We start from the raw sequence: 18,676 nt of genomic DNA on the forward strand, positions 1-18,676 counted from the left end.
GCCTCAGACGAAGCCCGGCAATTGCAGATGGCCAGCGGCGAGCAGCTCGGCCATGATGGTCAGCGCCGAACGCAGGTCCTCCTGCGATCGCGCCGCGCCGACATTGATGCGCACGCCGTGCTGCACCGGCTCGCGCCCGACGGCGAAAGCGTCGCCCGGCAGCACGGCGACGCCGCGCTCCAGGCAGGTGCGGGCAAAGCCGGCGCCACGCCAGGGCTCGGGCAGGCGCAGCCAGGCATGCGTCGAGATCGGGTTGCTTTGGACGTCGAAACGGCCGAGGATTTCGCTCAAGATCGCCTGGCGCTGGCGCAACTCCTGCTTCTGGATGTCGATGATGCGGGCGGCGGCCCCTTCCTCGATCAGCCTGGCGCCGATCAACGCCGTGAGCGGGCTGATGCTCCAGCAATTGATGCGGAGTGCCGCGGCGACCTGGCCGGCGATCGGGCGCGGGGCGATGACGAAGCCGAGGCGCAGGCCGGGCGCTAGGCATTTCGACAATGCGCCGAGATGGATCGTCAGCTCCGGCTCGAGGCTGGCGAAGGAGGGCGGCGGATCGTCGGCCAATGGACGGTAGACGTCGTCCTCGATGATCAGCACGTTGTGACGGCGTGCGACGGCCGCCAATTCATGCCGGCGCTCCTCGCTCAGCGTGATCGTCGTTGGATTGTGCAGTGTCGGCACCAGAAAAACGGCACGGGGGCGGAGCTGAACGCAAGCTGCCTCGAAGGCATCCGGACGCATGCCGCCGCGATCCATCGCGACGCCACGCAGATCGAGACCATGGACGCGACACAGCGCGTTGATGCCCTGATAGGTCACCTCGTCGGCAAGTATCACTTCGCCATCCCTGGTGACGGCGCCGAGCACGCAGTCGAGGCCGTGTTGGGCGCCGGCTGCGAGCACGACGCGGCCGGGATCGCCATCGCCGGCGACCGATTTCAGCCAATCGGCGACCGCGACACGGCCCCAAAGCGGCCCCTCTGGCGGATGATAATCCTGCAGCGAGGCGTAGTGGCGATCCTTGGAAAGGCGCGGCATCAGCGCCGCGACGGCGTCGAGATAGGCTGACGTGGGCGGCCTGTTGACGGAAAGATCGACGATGCCGCTCTGGTCGCTCGGCGCCGACACGAATCCCGGACGCTCGACAATATCGCGGGCGGCGACCGTGGTGCCGCGCCCGGGGCGCGCCTCGAGCAAGCCTTGCTCCTGCAAGGTGGACAGTGCCCGCGTCACGGTCGTGACATTGATGCCCAATGCACGGGCGATCTCGCGTTGCGGCGGCAGCCGGTCGCCGACGGCAAGCGTGCCCGCGGCAATGCGTTCGGCGATCGCGTCGGCAAGACGGCGATAGACCGGACTTTCATCCTCGGTGAGGCGAAGATTTTCAAGCATGAGGGATTCGAACTGCGGCTGACGTCTCACTTGTGGGGCATCTAGCATAAGACAACGATCCATACAATAGAGGTTGTACGGACTCAATCCGATCAAAATTATCACACAATGCCGCATTTTTGCGCTTGACGGTGAAAGTTGTCTGCATCTATGGTCGCTTTCAGCCTTATTGTGTGATCATACAAGCCGGACGCTTCCTGTTCAGCGGGCCGGTTCCGGGAGGACGAGGCATGGATCGCAAGCAGCAGACCGAATCGCCCCGCGGCAGCCGGGAAGGCGCGCGATGAGCGCCGGCCAGACCGTCGTGTCGGCAAGCGCCAACCAAGGCTTTGTCGAATTCGCCGACGTCGAGAAGTCCTATGACGGACGCAGCTTCGCGGTAACGCGGATGAACCTTGCCGTCGCGCGCGGCGAGTTCCTGACGCTGCTCGGCCCATCCGGCTCCGGCAAGACCACCACGCTCAATATGCTCGCCGGCTTCGAGCGACCGACGCATGGCACGATCACGCTAGAGGGCCAGCCGGTCGATCGGCTGCCGCCCTACCAGCGCAATATCGGCATGGTGTTTCAGAATTATGCGCTGTTCCCGCATATGACGGTAGAGGAGAATGTCGGCTTTCCGCTTTCCGTCCGCCAGGTGAGCAAGGCCGACATCGCGGCCCGTGTGGGCCGCGCGCTCGACATGGTGCGGCTGAAGCAATTCGGCGACCGCCGCCCGACGCAGCTTTCCGGCGGCCAGCAGCAGCGCGTGGCGCTGGCCCGCGCGCTGGTCTTTCAGCCGAACCTGGTGCTGATGGACGAGCCGCTCGGCGCGCTCGACAAGAAATTGCGCGAGCATATGCAGCTCGAAATCAAGCAGATCCACACCATGCTCGGCGTCACCATCGTCTATGTCACGCACGACCAGAGCGAGGCGCTGACGATGTCGGACCGCGTCGCGGTGTTCAACAATGGCGGGATCGTCCAGCTGGGCTCGCCCGACGATCTCTACAACACCCCGCAAAGCTCATTCGTGGCGAGCTTCATCGGCGAGAACAACACGCTGGAAGGCGTGGTCGACCGCGTTTCAGGCCAGGAATGCCGTGTCCGGCTGAGCGGCGGCGGCGAGATCAACGCGCTGGCGGTCGGGGTGACGCAAGGCGCCGCCTGCCACGTCGCCGTCCGGCCCGAGCGGCTCAGCCTGTCGGCTGCCGCCAGTGGCGGCAACGCGCTGGCGGCGACCGTCGATGGACGCATCTATCTCGGCGATCACCTGCGCCTGGTGGCCAGGCTCGCCAACGACCAGGTGCTGACCGTCAAGGTCGGCCCCGAAGCGACGATGGCGAACGGCGAGACCGTGACGGTCTCCTGCGCGCCCAACGATTGCCGCGCCTTCCCGGCCGATGCCGGAACGGGCGGCGCCATTCCAAAACAGGGGAAAATGCAATGACACAATTGAGAACACGACTACTCTCGCTCGCGGCCGCCACGGCCTGCATGAGCATTGCCGGCGCCGCCTTCGCGGACGAATTGTCGATCATGGCGAGCGGCGGCGCCTGGCAAGATGCGCAGCGCAAGGCATGGTTCGAGCCGTTCAGCAAGGAGACCGGAGCAAAAATCCTGGAACAGGAATATCTCGGCGATCTCGGCAAGGTGAAAGCGATGGTTGAGACCGGCAATGTGCCGATCGACCTGGTGACGGTCGAGACCGCGACCGTGCTGCAGGGTTGCGACGCCGGCATCCTCGAGCGGCTCGACTATTCCAAGATCGGGCCGCGCGACAAATTCATCGAAGGCTCGGCGCTGGATTGTGGAGTCGGCCTCGATGCTTACGGCGATATCCTTGCTTATGACCCGACCGTGCTGAAGGAAGCTCCGACCTCGGTCCTCGACCTCTTCGACACGACGAAATTCCCGGGAAAGCGCGCCATGCGCAAGTTCCCGGCGCAGAACCTCGAATGGGCGCTGATGGCGGACGGCGTCGCACCCGCCGACGTCTATAAGGTGCTGGCCACGCCGGAAGGCGTCGACCGTGCGTTCAAGAAGCTCGACACAATCAAGAAGGATATCGTCTGGTGGGACGCCGGCGCGCAGCCGGCACAGCTTCTCGCTTCCAAGGAAGTGGTGATGACCACCGCCTGGAACGGCCGCATCCAGAACGCGATCGACACCGACAAGAAGCCGTTCAAGATCGTCTGGAACAACCAGATCCTCGAATACGACATGATCAGCATTCCGAAGGGCGCGCGCAATCCGGAGCTTGCCTACAAATATCTCGCCTATATCAGCAAGCCCGAGAACAACGCCAAGCTCGCAAGCTACATCACCTATGGGCCGGTGCGCACCGACGCGGCTTCCTTCGTCGCACCCGACGCGCTGCCGAAGCTACCCAATGCTCCCGATCATCTCGCCGGCGCCTATCTCGTCGCCGACACCGAGTTCTGGGGCGACTATGGCGAGGACCTTGTCAAGCGCTTCAACGCCTGGCTTGCTCAGTAGGAAGGCGGGATGTCGGCGTTCCAGCCCAGCGAAATCGATCGGCCGACGCTGGCCCGCGACCGGTCAGCCGCCGACGCGGATCTGAAATCCGTGTCGGCAGCGCTCCGCCGCGCCGAACTCGGCGACCGGATGCGCTCGTTGCTTCTGGCAGCGCCGCTGCTCGTCCTTCTGGCCTTAAGTTTCGGTATTCCGATCGTGCTGCTTTTGTCCCGCGCGGTCTATGACCCGACCATCGCGGACGCACTGCCCAAGACGACCGCGGCCCTGGCCGGCTGGAACGGCCAGGGCCTTCCCGGCGACGACGCCTTCGCCGCGTTGGCGGCGGACCTCAAGGAAAACCAGGCCAAGGGCACAGCCTATGAACTGGCCAAGAGCCTGAACGCGCGGCTGCCTGGAGCCCGCAGCCAGGTGTTGAAGACGGTTCGCAAGCTGGAAAGCGCCGACGGTCAGGCCGCGCTCGACACCATGAAATCGGTGCCGTTCTGGTCCGTACCATCGACCTGGCCGGTGATCCAGAGCGGCACAAGCAGCCTTACCTCGTTCTACCTGCTCAGCGCGCTCGATCTGCGCTGGAACGCCGATGGCGGCATCGAGCGGGTGCCACCCGAGCAGGCGATCTTCATACAGGTGTTCCTGCGCACTTTCTTCGTTGCGGCGTCGGTGACGCTAGCAACGTTGATCCTCGGCTTTCCGCTCGCCTATCTCATCGCCAACGTGCCGAAAGGGCTGGCCGCCATCCTGATCGTTGCGGTGCTGCTGCCGTTCTGGACCTCGATCCTGGTGCGCACCGCGGCCTGGACCGTGCTTTTGCAAAAGTTCGGCCTGGTCAATGATTTCCTGCTTCTTATCGGCGTTACCAGCGACCGGCTCGACTTGATGTACAGCCGCATCGGGCTGGTCATCGCCATGACGCATATCCAGTTGCCGTTCACGCTGCTGCCGATCTACAGCGTCATGCGCACCATCCCGCCTTCGCAGATGAAGGCCGCCTATTCGCTAGGCGCCAGGCCTTTCACCGCGTTTCGCCGTATTTACATCCCGCAGGTGTTTCCGGGCGTGATGGCCGGTTGCATGCTCACCTTCATCCTGTGCCTCGGCTATTACATCACGCCGGCGCTGATAGGCGGGGCAGGCGACCAACTCATCAGCAATTTCATCGCCAATTACGTCAATGTCGAACTGAACTGGGAGATGGCGGCGGCGCTGTCCTTCATCCTGCTCGTCTTCACCTTGGCGCTGTTCGGCATTTTTGCCCGCGTCCTCGGCCTCGACCGCCTGAAGCTGGTGTAACCCATGCTGCTCTCTCCCTATCCCACAACAGGCGAACGCATCCGCATCACGCTGCTGTGGATTTGGTGCGGGCTGGTCATCCTGTTCCTGTTGGTGCCGATCCTCATCCCGGTGCCGCTCTCCTTCAACAGCGGCGCCTTCTTCATCTTCCCGCTGGAGGGCATCTCGACGCGCTGGTACGAGGTCGTGCTCGGCACCCAGCGCTGGCAGTCGGCGATCGGCAATAGCCTGATCATCGCCCTCGGGACGACGGTGATCGCGACGACGCTCGGGACACTAACGGCGATCGCACTTTCCGACGAGAAGTTTCCGGGTCGGCGCATTATCACGCCGCTGCTTCTTTCGCCGCTGATCGTGCCGGTGGTGATCACAGCCGTCGGTTCCTATCTATTCTACGCCCGCGTCGGGCTCGCCAGCACTTATGCCGGCATCATCCTGGCGCATACCGCCTTGGCCAGCCCCTTCGTGGTGGTGACGGTAGGCGCTAGCCTGACCGGCTTCGACCGCAACCTGATGCGAGCCGCGGCGATCTCCGGCGCCAAACCCCTGACGTCGTTCTTCCGCGTCATGCTGCCGCTGATTCTGCCCGGCGTGCTTTCGGGCGCGGCCTTCGCCTTCGTCACCTCCTTCGACGAAGTGGTCGTCGTGCAGTTCCTGGCCAGCGCCAGCCAGCGCACCATGCCGCTCGAAATGTTCATCGGCCTGCGCGAAAAACTCTCGCCCGCCATCACTGCCGCGGCGACCCTAATGATGGCGCTATCCATCCTGCTTCTGCTGGTGGCGAACATTTTGGCACGGCGCAGCCGTAAGCCCTGAGGCTAACCCGCGACCAATTGGGCAGGAACGATCTCGCGGCTGACGCATTTTGCCTCGCGTCAACAGCTGAGGGACCAGATGCGCATAGCCCATGTCGCGCCACTTTATGAATCCGTGCCGCCGAAACTTTACGGCGGCACGGAACGGATCGTCTTCTACATCACCCAAGCACTCGTCGAGCTCGGGCATGACGTCACGCTGTTCGCGAGCGGTGACAGCGAGACATCGGCGCGACTGGTGCCAGGCCGCGACCAGGCGATACGCCTCGATCCGCGGCCGAAGAAATCGGAAATCGCCGCGCATCTGGCGATGCTCGCCGATGTGCGCGAACGCGCCGGCGAATTCGACGTCATTCATTTCCATCTCAGCCATTTCCTGCATTTTCCGTTCTTCGAGCAGATCGCGGGTCGCACGGTGACGACGCCGCATGGCAGGCTCGACTATGTCGACCTGGCGCCGGCCTACAAACGTTTCCCGCGTTTCCCGATGATCTCGATCTCGCACAGCCAGAAGCGCGGCTTGCCGGATGCGAACTGGCTGGCGACGATCCATCACGGACTGCCGCTCGATGCCTACCGGCCGACCTATGAACCACATGGGGAAGAGCCGTATCTCGCTTTCCTCGGCCGCCTGTCGCGCGACAAGCGACCGGACCGCGCCATCGAGATCGCGCGCCGGTCCGGGTTGAAGCTGAAGCTGGCGGCCAAGATCGGCGACGACGACCGCACCTATTTCCGCGACAACATCGAGGCGCTCATCGATGGCGACCACATCGACTATGTCGGCGAGATCACGGAAGACGAGAAGGCCGAATTCCTGGGCAACGCGGCAGGCCTGCTGTTCCCGATCGACTGGCCGGAACCGTTCGGTCTCGTCGCGATCGAGGCCATGGCCTGCGGCACACCGGTGATCGCCTGGAACAACGGCGCCCTGCCGGAGATCGTCGACAATGGCGTCACCGGCTTCGTCGTGGACAATGTCGACGATGCGGTCGCATCGATGCCCGCGCTTCTCGAACTCGACCGGCGGCAGGTGAGGGCAGTCTTCGAGAAAGGGTTCTCGGCGACAAGAATGGCGCGCGACTACCTTTCTGCCTATATGCGTCTGACCGGCATGCCGGAGGCCAGGGCCTCCTGACCTTGACTGCCTAGAGCCGGATGATTTCAGGTCTGTTCGACCTGAAATCTGAATCCGGCTCCAAATCAAAGAGATAGAGCATGATGTCGTCCGAAACCCGCCTCACACTTTTCGGCATCATGCTCTAGGGTGGGGCAACCGAAGAGGTGACGAATGACGGAGCTCGACGAGCGCAAGCTCGATCCTGCCGTGGCCCTTTCCTCGCTCGACGAGACGGCGCCGCGAGAACCGCACCGGCTTTTTGCCCTCAAGCAGGGCGACTGCTTCGCCGTCGCCGACGCCTATGGCGACATCAGGGGTTCGGGCGACGGGTTCTTCCGCGACGACACGCGCGTGCTGTCCGAATTCCGGCTGACCATCGGCGGCAGGCCGATGTCGCTGCTCGGTGCATCGCTCAGCCAGGACAATGTGCTGTTCACGTCCAACCTGACCAACCTGCCTATTCAAAGCGCTGCCGGCCGCGATATGCCGCAGGGCGCGATCCATATCGAGCGCGTCAGGCTGATCTGGCAGGACAGGCTGTTCGAGCGCATCACGCTTTCCAACTACAGCCGCGAGCATTCCACCATAACCGCGTCGCTGCATTTCGCCGCCGACTTTCGCGACATGTTCGAGGTGCGCGGCTCGACCCGGGTGAAGCGGGGCACCACGCATATCGCCAAGACCGACAAGACCACGGTCCTGCTCGGCTATGACGGCCTGGACGGCTTGCCGCGACTTTCGGCAATCTCCTTTTCGCAGGCGCCAGACCAGTTGAGCGACAATCGCGCCGATTTCCTCATCGCCGTAACCAAGCGCAGCCGAAAGGTGCTTTATGTCGAGGTCGGCCCCGCGATCGCCGACCCGCCCGATCGCGACCGCTTCCGCGCCGCGGCGGCGCGCGCGCGGTTCGGCATGCGCGCCAAGCGCAGGCACGGCGCCACGGTGCACAGCTCGGGGCGCGTGTTCAACGATTGGGTCGAGCGCGCCCGCGCCGACGTGGCGCTGCTTACCACCGAGCTTCCGACCGGCCCCTATCCCTATGCCGGCATCCCATGGTTTTCGACCGCATTCGGGCGCGACGGCGTGATCTCAAGCCTGCAGATGCTTTGGCTCAATCCCGGCCTGGCGCGCGGGGTGCTTGCTTTTCTGGCCGAGCACCAAGCGACCGAAACGTCGCCCTTTTCGGATTCGCAGCCCGGCAAGATCATGCATGAGACGCGCAAGGGCGAGATGGCGGCGCTGCGCGAGCTTCCTTTCGGCCGCTATTACGGAGGCGTCGACACCACGCCGCTTTATATCCATCTGGCTTCCGCCTATGCCGACCGCACCGGCGACATGGCCTTCATCGACAAGCTTTGGCCTTCGCTGAAAGCCGCTGCCGACTGGACGGAGGAGGCGAGCCGCGCCACCGGTTTCGTCACCTACCAGCGCGCCGCCGAGTCCGGCCTCGCCAACCAGGGGTGGAAGGACAGCTTCGATTCGGTCTTCCACGCCGATGGGCGCATCCCAAAGGGGCCGATCGCGCTGGTCGAGGTGCAGGGCTATGTCTTTGCCGCCTTCCGCGGCATGGCGGCGCTCGCACGCCGCCGCGGCGAATTCGCCGACGCCGAGCACTGGGAGGGCCGCGCCGAGGAAATGCGGATCGCCGTGGAACGCGATTTCTGGCTGGACGACCTGAATTTCTACGCCTTGGCCATCGATGGCGAGGGCCAGCCCTGCAAGGTTCGAACGACAAATGCCGGGCACCTGCTTTTTGTCGGGCTGCCGCAGCCCGACCGCGCCAAGCTGGTCGCCGAGCAGCTGCTGTCGGCTGCCTTCCATTCCGGCTGGGGGCTGCGGACGCTCGCCGACGATGCGGTGTTCTTCAACCCGATGTCCTACCACAACGGCTCGATTTGGCCGCACGACACTGCGCTTTGCGGCGTGGGCCTCGCCCGCTATGGCGAACGCGACAGCGTTGTGCGGCTGATGAGCGGCACTTTCGAATCGGCCGTTCATTTCAATATGCGGCTGCCCGAATTGTTCTGCGGTTTCGCCCGGGCGCCGGGCGAAGCGCCGATCGCCTATCCGGTGGCCTGCCTGCCGCAAGCCTGGTCGGCAGGCTCAACCTTCATGCTGATGCAGGCCTGTCTGGGCCTGGAAATCGATGGCTGGAAAGGCGAATTGCATGTCACGCGCCCGAGGCTGCCGATCGGTATCGACACCCTGATGCTCCGGCATCTGAGTGTCGGGGACAAGGTCGTCGATGTGACCTTCCAGCGGGTCGGCGACCGTGTCGCCGCCTTCCTTTCCGATCGTCATGAAGGCCAGGTGCCGCTTATCGTGCGGACTTAGAAGAAGGCGTCGCAAGCCCGCGTTCAACAATCGAAAAATGTCGGAACCCATGGCCGGCTTGTGCGTTGCACAGGTGGACCGGTCTGCCGTCCGCAGCCGGCAAGAACGAAAATAATGAGCGGACAGCCGGAGGCAGCCTGGCATTTCAATGACACAATACAGCGTTCTGTTACTGGTCCTTATTCTCGCAAGCCTTGGACTTTCCGCATTCGCCATTTTCATTTCGATATCCCGGTACCGTCGCAATCACCCGAGGATTTCGGCTGTGGCAGGCCCCGGCGACGACTTCGCCACAGAGGCCGCGCGCAAGGTGCTGCGCGAATTCGAAAAGAACGGGCAGTCGGTCGACGCGGCCCTGGTCACATGGTCGCCGGAGACGTTGCGCAAGATCCTCGCTGACGAGTTGCCGGATGCGCAGGTCATCATCGTCTCCAATCGCGAGCCCTATATCCACAACGAAACCAGGAACGGCGACGTCGAGCTTGTCGTGCCGGCGAGCGGACTGGTCTCGGCGCTGGAACCGATCACGCGCGCTTGCGCCGGCACCTGGATCGCCTATGGCGGCGGCACTGCCGACCGGACGGTGGTGGACAGGAACGACCGGGTGCAGGTGCCGCCCGGCAATCCTTCCTACACGCTGCGCCGCGTCTGGCTGAGCGACGACGAATATCAGGGCTACTATCTTGGCTTCGCCAATGAGGGCCTGTGGCCGCTCTGCCATATCGCGTTCACGCGCCCGATCTTCCGCGAATCCGACTGGGAGGCTTATGAGGCCGTCAACCGCAAATTCGCGGAGACGGTGGTTGCCGAGGCGCGCAACGAGCGGCCGATCGTGCTGGTCCAGGACTACCACTTCGCGCTTCTGCCGCGCATGATCCGCGAGCGCCTGCCGGAGGCGATCGTCATCACCTTCTGGCACATACCGTGGCCGAACTCGGAAGTGTTCAGCATCTGCCCGTGGCGCGAGCGTATCCTCGACGGCCTGCTCGGCAGCTCGATCGTGGGCTTCCACACCCAGTTCCACGCCAACAACTTCACCGAAAGCGTCGACCGTTTCATGGAAAGCCGGATCGAGCGAGCCGACGCGGCCATTTCCTATGGCGGCCAGGTGACGCTGGTGCATTCCTATCCGATCTCGATCGAGTGGCCGGTTGAGCTGCTGAAAACTCTTCCGAGCGTCGAGGAGTGCCGGGCGCGCGTGCGCAAGCGGTTCAGAATTCCAGCTGGCGCCAAGCTTTGCGTCGGCGTCGAACGCCTCGACTACACCAAAGGCATCCTCGATCGCTTCCATGCGCTTGAGGAACTGTTCATCCGTCATCCAGAAACGATCGGCAACGTCGTATTTCTGCAGATCGCTGCACCAAGCCGGGGCACGCTGCCTGCCTACAAGCAGCTGCACGATGAATGCCTGCGCTATGCCGACGAGCTCAACCAGCGCTACGGCAGCAAATCCTATCAGCCGGTCGTCATGGTGGCCGAGCACCATTCACAAGCCGCGGTCTATGAGCTTTATCGCGCCGCCGACATCTGCCTCGTCACCAGCCTGCATGACGGCATGAATCTCGTCGCCAAGGAGTTCGTGGCGTCGCGCGACGACGAGCAGGGCGTGCTGCTGCTCAGCACCTTCGCGGGCGCCTCGCGCGAATTGCTGGAGGCGCTGATCGTCAATCCGTACGACGCGGCGATGATGAGCGAGGCGATGCTGCAGGCGATGACCATGGGGCCGGACGAGCAGCACGAGCGCATGCGGCGCATGCGCGACATCGTGCGCGACAACAATGTCTATCGCTGGGCCGGCAGCATGCTGCTCGACGCGGCGCGGCTCAGGAAGCGCGGCGACCTCGACCGGGTCACGGCCCTATACGACCGGCCGGCAAGCCCCACCGGCGACAATGTCGTTTCCATGTTCGAACGCAAGCAGGCAGTCGGATTCCGATGAATAGTCAGGCAGACCTTACCCCGCCGCTTCCCGAAGGCCGGTGGGCGCTTTTCCTCGACATCGACGGCACCTTGCTGGAGCACGCGGCGCATCCCGACAGCGTGTCGGTCAGCGCCGAGTTGCGGCAATTGCTGCAGACGATCGAACGGCGGCTGGACGGAGCGCTCGCCTTCATCACCGGCCGCTCGATCGCGGCCGTGGACCATCTGTTCGATCCCTTGAAGCTCAGGATCGCCGGCCTCTACGGGCTGGAGCACAGGCTTGCGCCGGATGGCCGGATCGAGGCCGCCGACGAGCCGGCGGACATGGCGGCGCTCGCCGACGAGATCGAACTGGAGCTGGCAAGCAAGGCCGTCTATGTCGAGCGCAAGGGACCTGTGCTCGCCATCCATACGAGGGCAGCGCCCCAGCTTCTGGCACGGGCGACGGAACTGGTCGAGGCAGCGCTTGAGCGCCTGCCGAAAGGTTACCGTGTCATCGCCGGCAATGCCGGCGTCGAGCTGATGCCGCTCGAGGCCGCCAAGGGCGCCGCGATCCGGCGCTTCATGCAGACGGGTCCGTTCAGCGGCAGGCGTCCTGTGTTCCTTGGCGACGATACGTCCGACGAGAACGGCTTCGAAACGGTCAATGCCGCCGGGGGAATTTCGATCCGGGTCAAGCCGCAGGGCGAGACCACCGCGCGCTTCGCCATCGAGGATGTTGCGAGCGCCATTGCCTGGCTCGAGGCCAATTTCGGAGGGCCGGCCACGCAAACGCCAAGGAGTGATCTAGTCGCTTAGGCAGGCGCTGCAGGCCCGTGATCATGGCGATAATCTCGTTCTTATCCGCCTTCTTCGTCTCGCACACGCCGATCTGCTTGCCGAGCGCTCAAGCTTGGTCGGATCGTTAATACGTCAGCTCCTTACCGGTTTTACTCGAGGCGGGAAACAGGAAGGCACCGCCGGGATCGAAGAATATCTGCCGCCTACCCAGCGTGGCATCATGCTTTGCCGCTGCCGAAGATGTCGGCCGGATGTCGATTTCCTGTCCGGCGCTCGTGCGCGCCACAATACGCCGGCGCTCGCCGTAGAAGGCGACATCGACGATCTCGACCGCAAGCTCCGCATTGTTGGGCGAGCGCTCCAGGCGAAACGCTTCCGGCCTGATCATCAGCCTGGTTTTCTGTCCGGGCGCGAAGCTGCCATTGGAATTGATGCCGGAGACAAGCGCGCCGTCCGCGAGGCGGATGGTCGAGGCGCCGCCCACCGTTTCCAGATGCTCGGCTGCGAGGAAATTCGAGTTGCCGATGAACCCGGCAACAAAATCGGTTGCGGGCCTAAGGTAGAGGTCCTCGCCGGTCCCAATCTGTTCGATGCGGCCGTCCCTGAAGAGGGCGATGCGGTCCGACAGATGCAGCGCTTCTTCCTGATCGTGGGTGACGTAAAGGATGGTGACGCCGGTTTCGCGATGGATGCGGCGGATCTCGGCCTGGATCTCCTCGCGCAGCTTCTTGTCCAGCGCCGAGAGCGGCTCGTCCATCAGCAGGATGGGCGGATCGTAGGCCAGCGCGCGGGCGAGCGCGACGCGCTGCTGCTGGCCGCCCGAGAGCGCGGCGGGCAGACGCTCGGCGAAGCTTTCCAGCCGCACCAGGGAGAGCATGTCGGCGACCTTGCGCCTGACGTCGGCCTCGGGCCGGCGGCGGACGCGGAGCGGGAAGGCGACGTTTTCGGCGACGCTCAGATGCGGAAACAGCGTGTAGCGCTGAAAGACCATGCCAATGTTGCGCTTGTGCGAAGGCACCGACAGCAACGACTTGCCTTGCAGCAGCACGTTCCCGGCGGTCGGGTCCTGGAAGCCGGCGATGGCGTAGAGCGTGGTCGACTTGCCCGAGCCCGACGGCCCGAGGAAGGTCAGGAATTCGCCCTTCGGAATATCCAGCGTCACATCATGAACGGCGGTGAAGGCACCGAATGCCTTGCGCAATTTGCGGATCGAGAGAAAGGGTTGGGTCATGTCTGCAGCTTTCGGCGCAAGAGTGCCGTCACGATCATCAGGGCGAGCGTGAGCGCGACCAGCAGGCTCGATGCGGCGGCGATGACGGGGGTGAGGTCGGAGCGGAGACTGCCCCAGATCTTGACAGGCAAGGTTTGCAGGGTGGGGCTCGCCATGAAGATAGCGACCACGACCTCATCCCACGACGCCAGGAAGGAAAAGATCGCGGCGGAGAAGATGCCGATGCGGATCGAGGGCAGGGTGATCCTGAGCTTAGCCTGCAGCGGGCTGGCGCCGCAGACGATGGCCGCATCCTCGATCGACTTGTCGAAGCCTTCCAGAGCGGTCGCGATCGGGATGATGGCGAAGGGCAGCGCCAGCACGGTGTGGGCGACGACGAAGCCGATCGTGGTGCCGCCGAGACCCATGCGCAGCAAGAAGGCGTAGATGGCGATAGCGAAAACGACAACCGGCAGGACCATCGGCGTGAGCAGCAGCCCGCGCAGGACGTCGCGGCCGCGGAACTGGCCGCGAATCAGCGCGAAGGAGGCGAGCAGGCCGATGGCGACGGCGAGGATCGCCGTCATCGTGGCGATACGCGCGCTAGTGAGGGCCGCTTCGATCCAGGACGGGTCGGCGAACAGCTCCTGATACCATTTCAGCGTCCAGCCGGGGGGCGGAAAGGCCAGCCAGCGCGAGGAGCCGAAGGAGAGAAGCACGATGAAGACCACAGGCAGCAGCAGGAAGGCTGCGACCAATGCCGTGAAGGCAAGGAGCGCGACCTTCAACCAGCCGAGGCGGTCATAATCGAGCAGCATCTCAGGCGCCTCCCGCCGGGCGTTTTGACCCGACCAGGCGCAGCTGCAACGCATAAAGCGCCATGGTGACGACGAGCAAGATGAAAGCGGCAGCACTCCCCAGGCCCCAGTTGAGCAGCGACTGGATCATCTGCGCGATCATTTCGGCGAGCATCATGTTCGACGTGCCGCCAAGCAGAGCCGGCGTGACGAAATAGCCGAGCGACATGACGAAGACCATCAGGCCGCCGGCGGCTATGCCGGGCAGTGACAGCGGCAACAGGATGCGCCTGAAGGCGGCGAGCGGGCTGGCACCACAAAGAGCGGCGGCGCGCAAAGTCATCGGATCGATGGCGCGCAAGGTGCCGACCAGCGGCAGGATCATGAAGGGCAGCATGATGTAGACCATGCCGATGGTGACGCCGGTGAGATTGTTGATCAGCGGCAGCGGCTGGTTGATGATGCCGGCGCCCATCAGCGCCCGGTTGATGACCCCGGTGCGCTGCAACAGCACCATCCAGGCATAGGTGCGGGTCAAGAGGTTCGTCCACATCGAAAGGATGATGATGCCGAACAGGATCGAGGCGAGCGCCGGCGGCATGATCGCCAGCATCCAGGCAACTGGGAAGGCGACGAGCACGGTGACCATGGTGACGACGAAGGCGACGAGGAAAGTGTTGAAGAAGACGCGCGCGTATGTGCCGTCGCCCAGCAGCGCCGCATAGTTCTGCAGGCCCGGAGCGGGGTCGGTGACGCTGCGGAGCAAAAGCGCCAGCACCGGCACGACGAAAAACAGTCCGATCAGGATCAACGCCGGAAGCAGGCCGCCAAGGCCTGCCGGTATTCGAAGGCTTGCGATCCCTTGCTGTGCTTCCACCGACATGGCGGTAATCCCGGATTGCTGGTCGGGACGGCCGGTGCCGCCCCGATCCTGTCAAAGGACGGTCCTTACTTCGCCTGCCAGGCGTACCAGCGCGTGGCGATCTCGTCGCGATGCTCGGCCCAGTAGTTCATGTCGAGGTTGATCTGTCCGTCGACATGGGCGTCCGGCAGGCCCTTGACCACGTCGGGGGGCATTTCCGCCTTGGCCCTGGTGTTGATCGGCGCGTAGCCGCTCGCCTCGGCGAATTTCGCCTGGCCGGTCGGGCTGGTCGCGGCGGCGAGGAATTTCATAGCGCCGTCCTTGTTCTTGGCGCCCTTCGGCACCACCAAGACGTCGGCGGCGGTGAGGTTCTGGTTCCAGGACACGCCGACATCGGCGCCGTCCTTCTCGAGCGCAAAGACGCGGCCGTTCCAGAGCTGGCCGAAGGCGGCCTCGCCAGAGGCGATCAGCTGCTGCGATTCGGCGCCGCCACCCCACCAGACGATGTCCGACTTGATGGTGTCGAGCTTCTTGAAGGCGCGGTCGAGGTCGAGCGGATAGAGCTTGTCGGCCGGCACGCCGTCGGCGAGCAGCGCGATCTCGATCACGCCCGGCGCCGACCATTTGTAGAAGGTTCGCTTGCCCGGAAACTTTTTGGTGTCGAACATGTCCGCCCAGCTTGCCGGCTCGCCGGAGACGGCGCCCTTGTTCCAGGCGAGCACGAAGGAATAGTAAAAGCTGCCGACGGCGTTCTCATTGCTGAAGCGCGGATCGAGATCGGCCTTCGGCACGACGGCGAAGTCGATTGGCTCGAGCAGGCCGTCCTTGGCCGCCTTGATGGCGAAATCCATCTCGACGTCGACGACGTCCCAGGTGACGTTCTTGGCGTCGACCATCGCCTTCAGCTTGCCGTAGTCGGTCGGTCCGTCCTGCAGCACCTTGATGCCCGAAGAGGCGGTAAAAGGCTCGGCCCAGGATTTGGTCTGGGCTTCCTGCGTCGTCCCGCCCCAGCTGGTAAACACCATTTCATCGGCCTTTGCGGCCGTGGTCGCTATCAACCCGGCAAAGACGCCGGCGAAAATCAGTTTCATGTCGTTCTCCTCTGATTGGTTGTTCCGTTCTTGTTCTTGTCGGCACCCTCGCCATGCCGTCTCAGCGCATGACGAAGGGATCGGGAATCGGGTCGTCGGAGGTGCGGATCCACACCGATTTCGAGCGCGTGTAGTCGCGGATGGCGTCGAGGCCGCCTTCGCGGCCGAGGCCGGAAAGGCCGTAGCCGCCGAAGGGGACCAGCGGCGAGACGGCGCGGTAGGTATTGACCCAGACGACGCCGGCATGGATGCCGCAGGCCATGCGATGCGCCTTGGCGAGATTTGAGGTGAAGACGCCGGAGGCGAGCCCGAATTGCGTGTCGTTGGCCAAAGCCAGCGCTTCAGCCTCGCTGTCGAAGGCAAGCACACTCAGCACCGGACCGAACAGCTCTTCGCGCACGCAGGCGAGAGCCTGGTCCGGCGCCTCTATGATGGTCGGCGCGTAGTAGTATCCGTCGGCCTTGCCCTTCGGCCGCGCGCCGCCGGTGACCAGTCGGCCGCCTGCAGCCACGCTCTCCGCCACGATTGCCTCGATCCTTTCGCGCTGGCGCGCGGTCGCCAGCGGACCCATCTCGGTTGCGGGATCCTGCGGGTCGCCGATGACGATGGCTTCCGCCTTGCGCTTCAACCGCGCGAGGAATTCGTCCTTGACCGAGCGCTCAACCAGCAGCCGCGAGCCCGCGACGCAGCTCTGGCCCGTGGCGGCGAAAATACCGGCCACTACTGCATTGGCGGCGCTGTCGAGATCGGCGTCGGCGAAGACGACGACCGGGCTTTTGCCACCGAGCTCGAGCGTGGTGTAAGCGAGATTCTCGGCGGTGTTGGCGACGATCCGCCGGGCGGTCGAAGGGCCGCCGGTGAAGGCGACACGGGCGACGAGCGGATGGCTGGTCAGGCGGTGCCCGCAATCATAGCCGAAGCCGGTGAGGATGTTGACCGCGCCGGCTGGAAAGCCGGCTTCGCTAACCAACTCGGCGAAAGCGAGCAGCGGCGCCGGCCCATCCTCGGAGGCCTTGAGCACGACGGTGCAGCCGGCGGCCAGCGCCGGGCCGAGCTTGACCGCCGACAAGAAGAGCTGCGAGTTCCACGGCACGACGGCGGCGACGACGCCGATCGGCTCCGGCCGCACCGTCACTTCCATGTCGGCCTTGTCGATCGGGATGAAGGCGCCTTCGTGCTTGTCGGCCAGCCCGCCATAATAGCGGTAGTAGTCACCGACATAGGCGATCTGGGCGCGGGTCTCGCGGATGATCTTGCCGGTGTCGCGCGTTTCCAGCTCGGCCAGGCGGCCGGCATTGGCGGCGACGAGATCGCCAAGCCTGACCAGCAGTTTTCCACGCGCGGTTGCGTTCATTGCCGCCCATGGGCCGGAGCGCAACGCCCGGTGGGCGGCTTCCACGGCGCAGTCGACATCGGCAACGGAAGCGGCGGGCATCGTCGCCCAGGGCAGGCCCGTCGACGGATCGATGCTGTCGAAAGTGGAGGACGCCTCGGCGAACTGGCCGTCTATGTAGTTCCTGAAGGCGGTGCTGCTCATCGCGACCCCATCTCCTGGAAGGCCGGCATCACCTTGTCGATGAACAGCCGCAGCGACTTCTTCTTGCGCTCATGCGAGAGGCCGCTGTCGATCCAGATCGAGTACTGGTCATAGCCTTGCGCCTCGTAGCTCTTCAGCCTCGCGATCACGTCGTCGGCCTCGCCGATGACGAGGTTCTGCCGGATCTTGTCGGGCGCGTATTGGGGCATCGCCGCGATCTCATCCTCGGTCAGCGGCTCGAGAACGCCCTGGCGGACGGGTTTCTTGTTCTGGAACCAGGCGCCGAACTGGCAGTAGAACTGCGAGAGGTCCTGGGTCAGGCGGTCGGCGTCGGCGGCGTCCTCGGCGACGAAAGTGTGCAACAGGAGCATGATCTGTGGCCGCGCTATGTCCGGATGCGCCTGGCAGGCGGCATTGAAGCGTTCCATCAGGCTTGCGACCTCGCCGTCGCCGGAGGCCAGCGGCGTCACCTGGACTTGGCATTGGTTGGCCACTGCGAAGTCGTGCGAGTTCGGATCGCGCGCGGCCACCCAGATCGGCGGGTAGGGTTTTTGCAAAGGCTTGGGCGAGGAAGTCGTCGGCGGGAACTGCCAGAACTCGCCGGAATGCTCGTAATCGCCGTCCCAGAGGCCGCGGATCGTCGGTATGATCTCGCGCATGCGCTGGCCGGCGCCCCAGGCATCCAGCCCCGGGAAGACGCGCTGATACTCGTAGCTGTAGGCGCCGCGGGCGATGCCCAGATCCAGCCGGCCGCGGGTGATGACATCGGCCATCGCCGCTTCGCCGGCGAGTTTGATCGGGTGCCAGAAGGGGGCGATGATCGTGCCAGTGCCGAGACGGATAGTATTCGTCTTTGCGGCGAGATAGGCGATGTTGATGAACGGGTTCGGCGAGATAGTAAATTCCATCCCGTGATGCTCGCCGATCCAGGCGGTCTCGAAGCCGGCCTGCTCCGCCAACAGAACCAGTTCTTCCAGTTCAGCCAGCAATTCGGAATGCGGCTTGGCGAGATCCGAGCGCTCCATATGGACGAAAAGCGAAAACTTCATC

General features: G+C 64.2%; 15 protein-coding genes. 8 read left to right on the forward strand and 7 right to left on the reverse strand.

Annotated features, from left to right (window positions below; all coding sequences use genetic code 11):
- Nucleotides 1-3: 3 nt before the first annotated feature.
- Entirely contained in the window at nucleotides 4-1,392 is a 1,389-nt protein-coding gene (locus tag LB523_RS01640; protein ID WP_224544944.1) for a PLP-dependent aminotransferase family protein, read from the reverse strand.
- Between the two features lie 283 nt (nucleotides 1,393-1,675).
- On the opposite strand from LB523_RS01640, the gene LB523_RS01645 reads away from it, so the two are divergent.
- From LB523_RS01645 to otsB, 8 genes are all read left to right on the forward strand, one after another.
- On the forward strand, nucleotides 1,676-2,821 hold the full coding sequence (locus LB523_RS01645) for an ABC transporter ATP-binding protein (protein ID WP_224600678.1): 1,146 nt from the start codon (nucleotides 1,676-1,678) through the stop codon (nucleotides 2,819-2,821).
- Nucleotides 2,818-3,870 (forward strand): ABC transporter substrate-binding protein, encoded by a 1,053-nt coding sequence (locus LB523_RS01650; RefSeq protein WP_095769807.1) that lies wholly within the window; start codon nucleotides 2,818-2,820, stop codon nucleotides 3,868-3,870. Before LB523_RS01645 ends, LB523_RS01650 begins: the two co-directional genes overlap by 4 nt.
- 9 nt (nucleotides 3,871-3,879) lie before the next feature.
- Nucleotides 3,880-5,160 carry an ABC transporter permease gene (locus tag LB523_RS01655; protein ID WP_224600679.1) on the forward strand — a complete coding sequence of 427 codons (1,281 nt, stop codon included), beginning with the start codon at nucleotides 3,880-3,882 and terminating at the stop codon, nucleotides 5,158-5,160.
- 3 nt (nucleotides 5,161-5,163) lie between these two features.
- Complete coding sequence (locus LB523_RS01660) at nucleotides 5,164-5,976, forward strand: ABC transporter permease (protein WP_224600680.1); 813 nt, start codon at nucleotides 5,164-5,166, stop codon at nucleotides 5,974-5,976.
- A 78-nt stretch (nucleotides 5,977-6,054) separates the two neighbouring features.
- A complete protein-coding gene (locus LB523_RS01665) occupies nucleotides 6,055-7,113 on the forward strand; it encodes a glycosyltransferase family 4 protein (RefSeq protein WP_224600681.1) in 1,059 nt (352 codons plus the stop codon).
- Nucleotides 7,114-7,266: 153 nt separating this feature from the next.
- Nucleotides 7,267-9,429 (forward strand): amylo-alpha-1,6-glucosidase, encoded by a 2,163-nt coding sequence (locus tag LB523_RS01670; RefSeq protein ID WP_095769803.1) that lies wholly within the window; start codon nucleotides 7,267-7,269, stop codon nucleotides 9,427-9,429.
- A gap of 148 nt (nucleotides 9,430-9,577) precedes the next feature.
- Nucleotides 9,578-11,368, forward strand: coding sequence for a trehalose-6-phosphate synthase (locus tag LB523_RS01675; RefSeq protein WP_224544939.1), 1,791 nt, complete (start codon nucleotides 9,578-9,580; stop codon nucleotides 11,366-11,368).
- On the forward strand, nucleotides 11,365-12,147 hold the full coding sequence (otsB, locus tag LB523_RS01680; RefSeq protein ID WP_224544938.1) for a trehalose-phosphatase: 783 nt from the start codon (nucleotides 11,365-11,367) through the stop codon (nucleotides 12,145-12,147). The genes LB523_RS01675 and otsB overlap by 4 nt, the downstream gene beginning before the upstream one ends.
- Nucleotides 12,148-12,253: 106 nt before the next feature.
- Here otsB and LB523_RS01685 read toward each other — a convergent pair whose 3' ends face one another.
- The 6 genes from LB523_RS01685 to LB523_RS01710 all read right to left on the reverse strand — a co-directional run bounded on the left by LB523_RS01685 (nucleotide 12,254) and on the right by LB523_RS01710 (nucleotide 18,675).
- Nucleotides 12,254-13,360 carry an ABC transporter ATP-binding protein gene (locus tag LB523_RS01685; RefSeq protein WP_224544937.1) on the reverse strand — a complete coding sequence of 369 codons (1,107 nt, stop codon included), beginning with the start codon at nucleotides 13,358-13,360 and terminating at the stop codon, nucleotides 12,254-12,256.
- Nucleotides 13,357-14,157, reverse strand: coding sequence for an ABC transporter permease (locus LB523_RS01690; protein WP_224544936.1), 801 nt, complete (start codon nucleotides 14,155-14,157; stop codon nucleotides 13,357-13,359). The genes LB523_RS01685 and LB523_RS01690 overlap by 4 nt, the downstream gene beginning before the upstream one ends.
- Before the next feature lies 1 nt (nucleotide 14,158).
- Entirely contained in the window at nucleotides 14,159-15,019 is an 861-nt protein-coding gene (locus tag LB523_RS01695; protein WP_224544935.1) for an ABC transporter permease, read from the reverse strand.
- Between the two features lie 65 nt (nucleotides 15,020-15,084).
- Nucleotides 15,085-16,089: an ABC transporter substrate-binding protein gene (locus tag LB523_RS01700; protein WP_224544934.1), complete on the reverse strand. Its 1,005-nt coding sequence runs from the start codon at nucleotides 16,087-16,089 to the stop codon at nucleotides 15,085-15,087.
- A 61-nt stretch (nucleotides 16,090-16,150) separates the two neighbouring features.
- On the reverse strand, nucleotides 16,151-17,626 hold the full coding sequence (locus LB523_RS01705) for an aldehyde dehydrogenase (RefSeq protein ID WP_224600682.1): 1,476 nt from the start codon (nucleotides 17,624-17,626) through the stop codon (nucleotides 16,151-16,153).
- A complete protein-coding gene (locus LB523_RS01710) occupies nucleotides 17,623-18,675 on the reverse strand; it encodes an LLM class flavin-dependent oxidoreductase (protein ID WP_224544932.1) in 1,053 nt (350 codons plus the stop codon). The genes LB523_RS01705 and LB523_RS01710 overlap by 4 nt, the downstream gene beginning before the upstream one ends.
- Nucleotide 18,676 lies beyond the last annotated feature (1 nt).

It is taken from the genome of Mesorhizobium sp. ESP-6-4, assembly GCF_020164735.1.
Classification (GTDB): Bacteria; Pseudomonadota; Alphaproteobacteria; order Rhizobiales; family Rhizobiaceae; genus Mesorhizobium.